Below are 13,426 nucleotides of genomic sequence, written 5' to 3' on the forward strand. Positions count from 1 at the left end.
CTGTTATTTTTTTAGTTTTCGGTTTTAGAAGTATTCTCTACCAAGTCTAAAATTGATAAAAAATCCATACAAGCGGCTTTTATATTGTAATTGCGTTTGGGCATTTTATGAACTTTTTGTATCGTTTCTATAAATGCTTGTTTGTCATCAACATATAGTAAATAATTAATGGTCATTAATGCCAAATCCATGTTGTCACTTTTACTGAATTTTAGTAAAATCCCTTCCGATTTTTTATCTTGAAAATTTTCATATAATATGGCAGCTGTAGTTATTGCAACTGGTGGATAAGAATCTTCTAATGCCTTTGTGAGCTCCTTTTGATAACAATTAAGGATTTCTTTTTTCTGACTCATTAAGCCAACAACTGCCCAGTAGCGTATAATTTTGTTATTATTTTTTAATAGTTTTATTTGTTTCTTGGCAATTTTATTTCCTTTTTCTCCAGATAGCATTGCCACCTTATAAATTTTTTTAAACGGATATTTTTCATCATCCAGTCGATATTCATAAGGCGTTGTTGTTTTAGAAATCAAACCAATTTCATATTCAGTTGCAAAGTGAATGTCTTTTGCTTTTAAAACATCTTCAGTTAACTGCTTTCGCATTTTCTTTAAAACTGATTTGTATTTTAGATTATGAATTAAATTTTTAGTTTCCCACGAATCATTTTCAATATCATATAAAACTTCCGTAGATCTTTGATTGAATAGACTTTTTTGTATAGAATTTAATTGGTTATTCTTATAATCTAATCGCATTTGTTGTGTGATTTCTGCAATCTCTAAATACCTTATGTAGCGCATTTCTGGCATGAAAGGCATAAAGTTTCTTGAATACACAAATCTACCATCTGTAATTGTTCTTACTAAATCTGAACCATTATCTGCACGATCTGTAGATAGTAGTAAATGGTCTCTTTCTTTGTCTCTGTTTTTTCCAATTAGCGCTCTTCCTTTTAAATACTCAGGCACTTTGCCATCTGCAAGACTTATAATAGTTGGCGCTAAATCTTCAAAATTGATGAGTTCACTGGAAACTGTTCCTGCTTTTCCCCAAGGAGAAAGATGCTTAAATTTTTCTGGAAACTTTATAATAAACGGCACTCTATACCCATAATTAATTCCGTTTGTTTTTCCTCTTGGCATTCCTTCTCCGTGATCTGCATAAAAGAAGATAATGGTGTTTTCCGTTAAATTATCATCTTCTAATTTCTTTAGCAACTCCCCTATTCTATTATCTGTCAACTTTATAGAATTATAAACCCTGGCAAATTGTTTTCGCATTTCTGGTGTATCTTTATAAAAAGGTGGCATTTCAAATTCATTATCTCCAATTCTATCCTCTTCTGATAGATAATCCCAAACATATTTTTTATACCAGTTAAAAGGCATAGACATTGTTCTTGATTGATGAGACGCTGCATAATTAAACACAGAGAAAAAAGGTTGATTTTTGTCTTCTCTATTAGCCCAAGTTGCTTTACCAGAACTTTCGTCCCAAGCTTCTTTTATGAAATCTTTTTCATTAGCTATATTATAATCTGTTTTTACATTATTAGAAGTATAATATCCTTGTTGTTTTAAATAGTATGGAAAACCGTGAATAAATTCTGGAATAGGATAATTACTTCTGTGATTTCCAGTTCCCATTTTGTAAGTTGGAATTCCTGTTATAATTGTAGATCTACTTGGTGAGCAAACAGTTCCAGTAGAAAAGGCATTTGTAAATCGAATGCCTTCAATAGCAAGTTTATCTATATTTGGTGTACTTGCATTTTTATTACCGTAAACTCCTATAAATTGCGGGGAAGTATCTTCTATAGTAATCCAAAGAATATTTGGTTTTTCTTGCGCAGATATACGAATTACTAATACTATATAAAGAAAGAAATAAAAAAAGGTTTTCATTTTATTTAAGAGTTTTACTTAATTCCTTTTCCATCATTTTTACTATTTCTGGAAAATTATTAGAAACATTATTTTTTTCTGATGGATCTTTTTCTAAATTGAATAATTGGGGTTCTTTTCGAAAACCAGGATCTACAAATTTGTTGGCAATCCAATTTGGAATTTTAGCATCTTTAGGTTTTATATATTTCCATTTGCCCATTCTTAAACCAAAAGTATATGCCTCTTCTAATAAAAATTTACGTCCTTTTTCTGATTTTCCTAACCAAGCATTTAAATGGTTTTCGCTATCTATAGCTGCACCTTTTTGAATTTTTTGATTCACTAATTTTGCTAAAGAAGCATATAAATCTACCTGTGTTAACAAAGCATTACTTACACCTGGTTTTACGCTTTTAGGCCAGTGCAAAATGGTTGGCATTCTTGTACCAGCTTCATAAATAGAATATTTTGCACCTCTAAAAACGCCTCCAGGCTTATGATTTCCTAGTAATTCTATAGCATAATCTAAATAACCATCGTCTAAAATTGGACCATTATCACTAGTAAAAATGATAAGTGTATTTTCTAATAAGTTTTCTTTCTTTAGCTTTTTTGTGATTTCACCAACACACCAATCCATTTGTGCAATTACATCTCCACGAGCCCCCATTGTACTGCTTTCTACAAATTTTATATTTGCAATTCTTGGTTGATGAATATCGTGCAAAGAAAAAAAGAGAAAAAACTTATTTTCTTTTTCCTTCTCTATAAAATCTGTTGCTTTTTGAGAAAGTACAAAAGGTATTTTTTCATCTACCCATAAAGCACTTTTTCCACCTTTCATATAACCAATTCTACTAATTCCGTTTGTAATTGCTCCTTGATGATAAGGATCTGTATGTACTTTTAATAATTCAGGTTTTTTGCTACCTAAAGGATAACCGTCAATTTTGGTTGCATAACTTACCGTTATTGGATCTGACGAATCTAAATTTAAAACTTCTTGATTTTCTAAAAACACAGTTGGAACACGATCTCCAGTTGCTGGAATTAAAAAACTATAATCAAAACCTACTTCTTTTGGCCCTGGGCTTACTCTTTTATTCCAATCTATTTTACCGTTTCCAAGTCCTAAATGCCATTTCCCAACAACACCTGTTCTATACCCTGCTTTTTGCAACATATCTGGCAGAGTTTCTTTATCTGGATTTATGAGTAAAGGTGCATCGCCTTCTAAAATTGCTGCATTATTTCTAAAAGCATAATTTCCTGTTAAAAGGGAATATCGAGAAGGTGTACAAGTTGCTGCTGCACTATGTGCATCTGTAAAATTTAGTCCATTTTTTGCAAGCAAATCTACATTTGGCGTTTTTACACCAATTGCTCCATTTACACCAATATCACCATAACCTAAATCATCTACATAAATAATGACGATGTTTGGTTTTTTCTCTTGAGAAAGAAATGTAAAATTCAATCCGAAAAGAAAAAAAAGTAGCACTATGTTTTTATAAAAATTCATTTATTTATCGCTGATAGACTCAATAATAACAAGCTTTCCGTGTATATGTGCTGGTAGATGATACGTATCCATTTTTAGTACTTTAGCAAAACTTTCTGTTGCTTTTTCTTGATTTCCTAAGCCTAACTCTCCTAAACCAATTAAATAATTACAGTGAATTTTATTAATATCATTCAAATCTTCTTCCCAAATCAATAAATCTGGTAATGAAATTGCAAAATAATCCAATTTTACATCATCATTCATATGGGTTTTTCCGTAGTTAATTAAATTCTCAAAACGAACAATTGCTTTATCCTTTCTATTTAATTTTTTAAATGCCAAACCTTGATAAAAAATTTTATCTGGTTGTTGATCATTGTAAAAAATTGCAGGACTTGGATTGCTTAAACCTTGAGATGCTTTTTCAAAAAAGTGTTTTGCTTTTTCTTGTTCGCCCAAACCTTCATAGGCGCAACCTAACCAATAGTCAATATCATTCTCTTGTGTTCCTTGCAACTTCCCTTCTCCTAAATTATGAGGATAAACTTTTGCCTGCATTAAGCATGCAATTGCTTTATTAAAATTATTTAAACTGATGTGTTTTTTAGCCAATTCAACTTGATTTATTAAATACTGAAAAGGAACTTTCCCTTCGCCACCCTCCCAAGGGTGAAATTGACGATTTTTTATTAATTCTGCAGCAGTTTCATAATTTCCTTTGGTATTATGAAGTGCAATTTGTTCTAAATACAAATCGTCTCTTGAATTGGTTAAATCGATGTGTTTTTCCAATAATTCTAAACGGGTATCAACACAAATATTAATTTTCTTATACAATTGGTCTAACTCCATTAACAAACGTGCATCTTTACTGTCTAAATAAAATGCTTTCTCTAAATGAGTTTTTGCCAATTCTTTTTGATTTGTTTTATTGTAATATAACAAAGCCAAATTACGGTGTGTAATTGCAAAACCATCATTCAGTTGTAGAGACATTTCCCAATACATTTGCGCTTCTTTATACTGTCTTGCAGCATACCAGAAATTCCCTAAATAATAGAATGCTTTGTCATCATTCGGGTTTGCTTTACAAGCAGCTTGCAATGCTAAAACTTCTTCAATTTTATTTGGAAAACAATATTCATCTGACATTTTAGATGCTTTTTTATAACATTCTAAAGCATTAAAATCATTACCTTTTTGATCATAATACCATCCCATAAAGTAATAAACCATCGGATATGCTTTTTCATTTTCACTGGTATAAACTTTTAATAGTGAAATTGCATCATCAAACTGACCCGCCATTGCATAATCAATAGAAAACTCATTGTAATTGTGCGCATAACCTCTAATCATCTTCTTAAAATACTCTAAATCATCTTTTTTATTTGATAATATATAACGCTCGTATAAAACGCCAAAATTGAATTTATCGATTGCTAAAGAATCTGTAATTAGTGTATTTGCTTGTTCTAATTCTCCTAATCTTCTTAGAATAACAATTTTAAGATGTCTTGCTTTATGGTTGTGCCAGTTTTTAATTAAAGCCCTGTCTACCAAATCTAACGCTTTGTCTAAATCGCCTCTAAAAGTATCTATTTGCGCTAAATTGAAATACCCAGCATCTTGCCATTGTGCATTCCAACATCCTTTAAAGAAACTTGCATACGCATCGTCTTTTTTTCCTAAAAAGTTTAATGCAATTCCTCTATTAAAATAAGCTTCACCGTCATATGGATTTGGATTGTGATTTGTAAGTGTGCTAATTGCAGTATCAAAATAAGAAACGGCTTTTTCTAATTGCCCTTTTTTCAAAAACAACAAGCCCATTGCGTTGTTATTTCTAACATCTTTCGGACTTCTACGCAACGCTTCTTCGTAATAATCTATCGGATTAAAAGTTGCGTGCCTGTATTGTTCTAAATGCAAACCTTGTAAAAATAAACCTTCTACAGTATCAATTTCCTTGGGTGCCTTTGCTGCTTTCGCAGGTTCTGGAATTTCTGTTTTTATATTTGTATCTGGTTTCCAGGCAACTAAAATAGTTCCATCTTTATCTGAAACAGCAATTTGTAAATCTTCAAATTTAGCACTGTTAATTGCTACTAATTTCTCGAAACCATCTTTAGGAGACAATTGTATAATTTCTTCTAATAAAACTTCATTTTTTCCTTTTAAGACAATACTACTATCTTTATAAGTTGATGTTACATAGACCTTTATTAAGGCTTTTCCATCTACAATTTCAAGATTTACCAAGGCTTCTTTTGTTGCATTTTTTACAACGCCAACATTGTAATAAGGCATAAAATATTGGGTAAAACTTTTTTCTTCATACGGATGCATCCAAGAAAAATCTGGTTGATTATCAGTATAAACACCGCACATTAATTCAATATATGGACCATCTTCATCGGTTAAATTTCTGTCCCATGCTTTTCCGAAATCGCCATTTCCCCAAGTCCATTGTTTTTTTCCTGGCGAAACATTATGATCTGCAATATGTAAAAGTCCTCCTTTTGAATCGTTTTCATAACCACCTACAAAATCATATTCTGATGTAATTGCCATATAACTTGTTGGCACAGGAATATTTTTATAATTAGAAATGTCTGTTCCTGGTGAATAATCTACTTTGTAATACTCTCCTTTTGCAATTGGGAATTCAGAAACATCACGCTTTCCATGATCAAAAACAGCATTTACGTCTGGTGGAAAAACCGATTGATAATGATCATTTACAGCAACAGCAGGATTTGCCCACCATAAAAAAGTCTGCGGATGCGGAGTTCTGTTGTACAATTGTGCTTTAATTTCTATGTATGCTTTGTCTGGATGTAAGGTAAAACCTGCCATTCCTTTGGTTCTAAACATTCGTTCTACTTCACTTACCCAAATCGTTTTACTTCCGTCTTCATTTTCTTCGATACAAGAATCTATTGGATCATACGTACTTGGTCTGTGGTGTTGTGGCCAGTTAAATTCTATTCCGCCAGAAATCCAAGGACCTGTTAAACCAACCAAAGCTGGCTTAATAACGTGATTGTAATATACAAAATGACGTTCTCTAACTTTGTCATAGGCCATTTGAATTCTGCCCCCTAATTCTGGTAAAACCATTACTTTTATGTAATCGTTTTCTATATAAATAGCATCCCACTCTTTGTCTGTTTTTGTGTCGCTTATTTTTTCAATTACAGGATGCGGATACACAGCTCCACTACTTGCTTGATACACACGTTTTTCTAAAAAAACAGGGTATTTTTCTGGAGTTCCAACTTCATAGGTAGGAATTACTACCTTTTCTTTCCAAGCTTTTACAGTCTTCATAAATAATTAATTTTCTTCTCTTTTTAATGAGTATTATTGTAATTTAATAGTTGTGTTATTTGTTCAATTTCTAAAGTAATTTTTGGATTAAAATTAGCTTTAGTCATATATTTTTTTAAGCTGTACAATAATTGTTTTGCTTCTAATCTTTTATCAATATTTGTGTGTAAATCAATTCCCGAAAAAATTAATTTTCCTTTGCCAACTTTTGCTTCAAAAATCAATGCTAACTTTCTGTTTTTAAACCAATCATCTACCACTCTAACAATTGGAGTTAATGCTGGTAAATCATCTAAAATTATGACATTTGAATTACTCATTGCATCCCACCATTGCCAATTGGAATGATATTCTGTTGGGAAATCTGCCAACGCAGGATTTTCAGGATTGCATAAAATTCCTAACGTATGTGGTTTTTGTCCTTTTGTCCATGAAGTATTCCAGAAAATACTTGAAAAACCAATACCAATAGCTCCTCCTTTATCTTTTGCAATAGCTCCTTTAGAAATGTTTAATAAAACGTTTCCTCCTTTTTGAAGGAAATCAATAGTTTTTGAATCTAATTTACTCACAACTTTTACATCGTTTTCATTTAAGATTGGTGCTGGATTTTCTGGATATACCCAAAAACCCCAAGTGTTTTTAAATTTATTTACGCCTACTGAAAGTGTTAATTTTTGTGCTTTATTTACTTTAATAAGTGGTAAATTGATGTTCCCCAATTGAATTCCATTTCCTATTTCAATATCAGTTTTAGCGAGATTACCTTCAGCAAAAACTTCACTTTCTATGTTTTTTATAGACCAAGTTGATGTCACCTCTTTTAATTTATTTTGACCAAAATGAGCAACTTCAACCTTTACATTTAAAGTGTCTGTATTTTTAAATGTTCTTTTTTTGAAACGTGCTAATGGAACTGTTTGTCCGCTAAATGCTTTAAATTCATCTGGAGAAATATATCCTTTTTCATCCCAAAAAGCATCTAAAACACCAATTAAAGCAGTTCCTTGTCCAGGAAAATCGTGTAAGTCTAGTAATTGAAAACCTGCCATATTTTTGGTTCTCAAAGCAGCTTCAATATCTGCTTTGTAACATAAGGCTTGTAATTTACCAGAAGCCATTAAAAATTGCTTCGACAAATTAGCCATTCCGTTTTCTGCTAACGTTTTTTTAAAAATTTCGAAGTTTTTAGGTTTTAAAACACCAGTATATTTCGCCATTTCTTCAAAATTAGGATACACACACCATTGTCCAATTTCGTGACTTACATAAGGCATTGGTGTTTTATCAATAATGTCTTTATAATCAAAAAGTGTTTGAGGTGCTTCCGCATTAATAATACTATTCAAGTTTTGGTTCCATTTTTGAATACGCGCTTGAAAATGATTGTAATAATCCATATTATCAAGATATGCCCAACCTGCAGCACTTGTGTACATTCTTCTATTGTCTAATTCCTTAAAGTGAGCCACATAGTCACGTAAATAATCAACATGATTTTTTCCACTTGGCTCATTACCATACGCCATCATTACAAAAGATGGATGATTTCCGTAAGCATTTATAATATCTTCTCCTTCTTTGTATAGCCACTTATCAATTGGTTTACCATCTCCAATAGTGGCCCAGACCGACGCTTCTACTTGTAAATAAACACCCATTTCATCTGCGGCAATAAACGCTGCTTCTGGCGGACACCAGGAATGAAAACGCATATGGTTTAGTCCGTGATTTTTAATTGTTTTATAAATACGTTTCCAAGCAGCTACATCAGTTGGAGGATAACCCGTTAAAGGAAAAATGGCACATTCTAAAGTTCCTCTTAAAAATACTTTTCTATCATTTATAGTGAATGTTTTATCTACTGCCTTAAATTCACGCATTCCAAAATCGATGTTCTTAGTATCTGATCCAGCTTTCGATTTTAACGTTAATTGCAATTCGTATACATTTGGGTTAAATTCATCCCAAAGTTTAGGATTTTCTCCCATATCATACTCAATAATTATTTCTTGATTTCCTTTAGTGGAAATATATTTTTTTATTGTTTTGAGTGAAAAACTTCCATTCTTTTCTTTCGCATTTAAAACTAATTGAAGATTTTGATTTCCCTTTGAACTATCTTCAATTTGAACAACAACTTTTACTTTGTTTTGTTTGATATTGGAATACAATTTGACATTTCCAATCGCTATTTTTGGAGTTGCCATTAGTTTTATATCGCCAATAATACCATTCCAATTCGTTTGTGTATTGTCTGAGATACTGTGCGCATCTGCACCCACATCAATGTCTTTAATGCGATTGTCTATTCTTATAGTTATGATGTGTTTACCTGCAGTTAATAATTCATTTAAATCAGTATAATTATGTGCAGTTCCTAAACTATTTTGCATACTTACTTTTTTGTCATCTACCCAAAGGGTAGATTCCCAATGCACTCTTTCTAGGTGTAAATCTATTTTTTTATTTTTCCAATCTTCTGGAATTTCTACTTCTTTTTGATACCAAGCTACGCCTGTATAAACTTTATTTGGAGTTAACCAAAAAGGAACTTTTATGTTTCCTTTTTGTCTGTATTTTGCCATTTTTGGGTCTTTGTACCACAAACTGTCATTCCACATATTACCTGTCCAAACTGTGTTTACAGAAACTTCATTTCCTTTGTTATTTTCTGCCATTGAACCTGGTAATATTATCTTTTCAGAAAAAGAAGTTGCAAACCATTTTTCTGATATTCCTGTATCTAATGAATCAATTTTAAAACTCCATTCTCCAGATAAATCAATACTATTTTTTTCCATATTATTACAAGCTGAAATAGCTAATAATAGTATCGAGTATAAAAGTATTTTTATGTAAGTGATGTGTTTCATTAATTAAAAAACGGTTATTTTTTTGGTGCTATTTTAAAATATTCAAAAATAGCATCCGCAACAAATTGATGCCCTTTTTGGTTGATATGATTGTTCTGTGCCATATATCTTTTTAAAGGTTTTTTTTCTGATAATTTTTTAAAAATGGCATAACTATCTACCAATCCAACCTTATACTTTTTTGCTAATTTTCTTATTTGTTTACTATGTTTTGCCAACTTAGATTCCTCTGAATTGATATCTTCTTTTAAATCTGGTGTTGGTGTTAATAAAATCACTTTTGCACCATATTCTAATCCTTCAACAATCATTTTTTCCCAAGCAACTTTTGCTCTTTCTAAACCCATACTTCTATCATTTAAGGCATAATCTATAAAAATTACGTTTGGTTTATAAGTAAGAACTTCCTTTTTAAATCTTTTTGCTCCTTGCTCAGCCTGTTCGCCTCCAATAGAAGTTGTTATAGCATTTACAACAGAATAAGGGTAGTGATCGTTTATTTTTTTTAATGTTTGAAATGGATATGAGTTTACTCGATCTACGACCCCTTTTGTTAAATAACCCGTAGGTACAGAATGACCATGAAAAACCAAGTTAACAGTTTTATTTTTCGGCCATTTTTTTCGAAGTTCTAACTTTAAAGAATCTAAATAATAATCTACTATTTCTTGCTTAGAAGAAATATTTATTCTGTGTTGAGCACAAGCAATATTTAAGCTTAGTAAAAAGCCAACGATTAATAACAAACCAATCTTCTTTATCTGAAATATCATTAATTATTTATCTTTTGTTAATTCTGTTTCAATTTCCTCTAAACTTTTTCCTTTGGTTTCTGGCAATCTGTTTTTTATAAATAGAAATCCTAAAACACAAATAAAACTATATACCCAGAATGTTCCAGATGCTCCTAAAGCATCATTTAAAATTGGGAAAGTAAACGTTAAAATAAAAGAAGCTACCCATAATGAGAACGTTGCAATAGACATCGCAACACCTCTTATTTTATTTGGAAATATTTCCGATAAAACCACCCAAGTAATTGGTGCCAAAGACATTGAGTAAATTGCAATAGCAATAATTACCAATAATAATACTGGCCAACCTGTAAATTGCATGTAATAGGCACCTCCTAAAATAGCATACACGACACCTAAACCTATTGACCCAAATAGCATTAACTTTCTTCTTCCCCAACTGTCAACCGTTCTCATAGCAATAATGGTAAAAATTAAGTTTACACTTCCTGTAATTACAATATTAAACAACATGTCTCCAACACTATAGCCAGCAGCAGTAAATATTTCTTCAGCATAATTGAAAATGATATTGATACCACACCACTGTTGAAAAATTGCCAAAACAATTCCTATAATTAGAATGGGTTTTACTTTCGGGTTTTTAAAGTCTGAAAATTTAATTTTTGCTTTATCACTTTCACTAAGTGTTACTGCGATATTTGCTGTTTCTATTTCTGCATAGTCATTTCCGCCAATTTTAGCCAGCACTTTTTTAGCCGAAACTACATCTCCAATCTTCATTAAAAAACGTGGACTTTTAGGAACTAAAAATAGCAAACCAAAAAATAAAATTGCAGGTATTAATTCTGCCCAAAACATCCAACGCCATCCAGATTGTCCGTTCCAAGAACTTAAAATAGCTGCTGTATTATCATCTAAAACAGGTTCTGCAATTAAATAATTGGCTACTTGTGCCATTAAAATACCAATCACTAAAGTAAGCTGATTGATGGCTACAAATTGACCTCTATATTTTGCTGGAGCAATTTCTGCTATATACATTGGAGAGAGTGTAGAAGCCAAACCAATACCTAATCCGCCGATTAATCTATAGATGATAAATGGGGTAAAATTATCTACATAACCTGTACCAAAAGCAGATAAAGTAAATAATACGGCAGCAAAAATTAATGGAATTTTTCGTCCGAATCTATCTGCTACAAAGCCAGAAATTATTGCTCCGAAAATACAACCAACCAAAGCACTGCTCATGGCCCAACCTTGTAATGTCGGCATGGAACTGATATCAAAATACAGTTCATAAAATGGTTTTGCACCTCCAATTACTACCCAATCGTATCCAAATAAAAATCCGCCCATTGCAGAAATTAATGCTAAAAAAATCAAATAGGTGAAATTAAAATTATTTTTATCTGTACTATTTTGGTGATTGATTTCCATATATTATTTAAATAATTAGTCTTTGGTTAAGTTGCTATTGTACCAATCTTTAGTTGGCATAAAATCTTTTGATAAGAAATCTTTACGTTGTTTTTCTAATTGAGGAAGCATTTTATTTTTCCTACTTACGTACAATTTTTTTGCTTTCTTATCATCGTAATTTGTATTCAATTTAGGATTATTAGAATTAACACTTTTTAAATACGTGTCTAATTCAGTTCTTAGATCTTTGACTAATTCAGAATTATTAGAAGAAACATCTTGCATTTCTCCTAGGTCATTTTCTAAACTATAAAGCTCATCACGTCCATCTTCCCAATAGTGAATCAATTTCCAATTATTCTTTCTAATCATACTTACTGGCTCACCACCTTGGTTTCCATAATGGGGATAGTGCCAAAATAGAGGTCTATCTTGAAGTGATTTACCTTTTAACAAAGGAACTAAACTAACACCATCAAAAATTTGATTTGATTTTTTATACATTCCAGCCAATTCAAGTAAAGTTGGATAAAAATCAATTCCAGAAACGGGGTAACTGATACTTTTGGGTGTGTTTTTTAACATAGGTGCTTTAATCAAATATGGTGCTCTTATACCGCCTTCCCATTGGTACCCTTTGCCACCTCTTAACGGAAAGTTTGTTGTTGAAAAGGCATCTCCACTAGCAACACCACCATTATCGGATGTGAAGACAATAATTGTATTTTCTTCTAACCCAAGCTCTTTTATTCTACTCAAAACAATACCAACTGCGTCATCCATAGATTCTATTAAACCGGCATACACAGGGTTGTCTTGTACTGTTCGGATTGGCAAAATACGTTCCATCTCAAAACCGTCTTCAGGAATTCCTTGCATTTCAGCTTTGGTTCTATATTTATTCCACTTTTCTTGTGTTGTTTCTATAGGGCCATGAACAGCATAAAATGATAGAAAAGCAAAAAAAGGTGCTGTTTTGTTTTTAGTAATAAAATCTGCTGTTTCTAATGCCAATCTTTTAGTTAAGTTTTCCCCTTCGTATTTATAATTTAATTTAGGGTTTTGCCATGGAGCGTAATAACCTCCTTTAGGACTTCCAACTTCCCAGCCTCCAATATTAATCTCGAAACCATTATTTTCTGGTGTATAAGGTTCATCACCTAAATGCCATTTTCCCGCAAAAAAAGTGCTATAACCTGCTGCCTTAAATGCTTCTGCAATCGTAACATCTTGTTTTGGAATAGCGCTAACATATGCTGGGGGCAAAAGTTTGGTGTTGTTTCTTTTTACCCAGTTTTCACCCGTAGCAGCGCCAATCCAATCTGTTATTTGATGACGCGCTGTATTTTGACCTGTCATTAAGCTAGCTCTAGAAGGGCTACAGACTTGTGCAGCAGCATAGCCTTGCGTAAATTCTACACCTTGTGCTGCAATTGCATCTATGTGAGGCGTTTCGTAATAGGTACTGCCTGTGTAACTTAAATCATGTGCACCTAAATCATCAGCAAGAATAAAAACAATGTTCGGTCTTTTATTTTGTTTTTTTACAGACGAATCTTTAGTTTTACAGTTATTAAGAATAATAACGGTAAAACTAATACACAAAATCAACTCAAATTTATTGTTAAAAATTATTTTCAT

At 31.9% G+C, this 13,426-nt stretch carries 7 protein-coding genes; all 7 read right to left on the minus strand.

Annotated elements, in window-relative coordinates; genetic code table 11:
• Positions 1-11: 11 nt before the first annotated feature.
• Positions 12-1,910 carry a sulfatase gene (locus tag Q0998_RS00310; protein WP_299664596.1) on the minus strand — a complete coding sequence of 633 codons (1,899 nt, stop codon included), beginning with the start codon at positions 1,908-1,910 and terminating at the stop codon, positions 12-14.
• Position 1,911: 1 nt separating this feature from the next.
• Positions 1,912-3,414 (minus strand): sulfatase-like hydrolase/transferase, encoded by a 1,503-nt coding sequence (locus Q0998_RS00315; RefSeq protein ID WP_299664597.1) that lies wholly within the window; start codon positions 3,412-3,414, stop codon positions 1,912-1,914.
• Positions 3,415-6,729: a DUF5107 domain-containing protein gene (locus Q0998_RS00320; protein WP_299664599.1), complete on the minus strand. Its 3,315-nt coding sequence runs from the start codon at positions 6,727-6,729 to the stop codon at positions 3,415-3,417.
• Between the two features lie 23 nt (positions 6,730-6,752).
• Positions 6,753-9,533, minus strand: a complete 2,781-nt coding sequence (locus Q0998_RS00325) for a sugar-binding domain-containing protein (protein ID WP_299664601.1) — start codon at positions 9,531-9,533, stop codon at positions 6,753-6,755.
• Between the two features lie 86 nt (positions 9,534-9,619).
• Positions 9,620-10,378, minus strand: coding sequence for an SGNH/GDSL hydrolase family protein (locus tag Q0998_RS00330; protein WP_299664603.1), 759 nt, complete (start codon positions 10,376-10,378; stop codon positions 9,620-9,622).
• 3 nt (positions 10,379-10,381) lie between these two features.
• Positions 10,382-11,803, minus strand: coding sequence for a sugar porter family MFS transporter (locus Q0998_RS00335; RefSeq protein WP_299664605.1), 1,422 nt, complete (start codon positions 11,801-11,803; stop codon positions 10,382-10,384).
• Between the two features lie 15 nt (positions 11,804-11,818).
• Positions 11,819-13,426, minus strand: coding sequence for a sulfatase (locus Q0998_RS00340; protein WP_299664606.1), 1,608 nt, complete (start codon positions 13,424-13,426; stop codon positions 11,819-11,821).

Origin of the sequence: uncultured Polaribacter sp. (assembly GCF_947501385.1) — a bacterium.
Lineage (GTDB): Bacteria > Bacteroidota > Bacteroidia > Flavobacteriales > Flavobacteriaceae > Polaribacter.

Bases quoted from the DNA above. Each gene is read 5' to 3' on its own strand.
- Q0998_RS00310 (WP_299664596.1), bottom strand. From the start codon at position 1,910: ATGAAAACCTTTTTTTATTTCTTTCTTTATATAGTATTAGTAATTCGT.
- Q0998_RS00315 (WP_299664597.1), bottom strand. From the start codon at position 3,414: ATGAATTTTTATAAAAACATAGTGCTACTTTTTTTTCTTTTCGGATTG.
- Q0998_RS00320 (WP_299664599.1), bottom strand. From the start codon at position 6,729: ATGAAGACTGTAAAAGCTTGGAAAGAAAAGGTAGTAATTCCTACCTAT.
- Q0998_RS00325 (WP_299664601.1), bottom strand. From the start codon at position 9,533: ATGGAAAAAAATAGTATTGATTTATCTGGAGAATGGAGTTTTAAAATT.
- Q0998_RS00330 (WP_299664603.1), bottom strand. From the start codon at position 10,378: ATGATATTTCAGATAAAGAAGATTGGTTTGTTATTAATCGTTGGCTTT.
- Q0998_RS00335 (WP_299664605.1), bottom strand. From the start codon at position 11,803: ATGGAAATCAATCACCAAAATAGTACAGATAAAAATAATTTTAATTTC.
- Q0998_RS00340 (WP_299664606.1), bottom strand. From the start codon at position 13,426: ATGAAAATAATTTTTAACAATAAATTTGAGTTGATTTTGTGTATTAGT.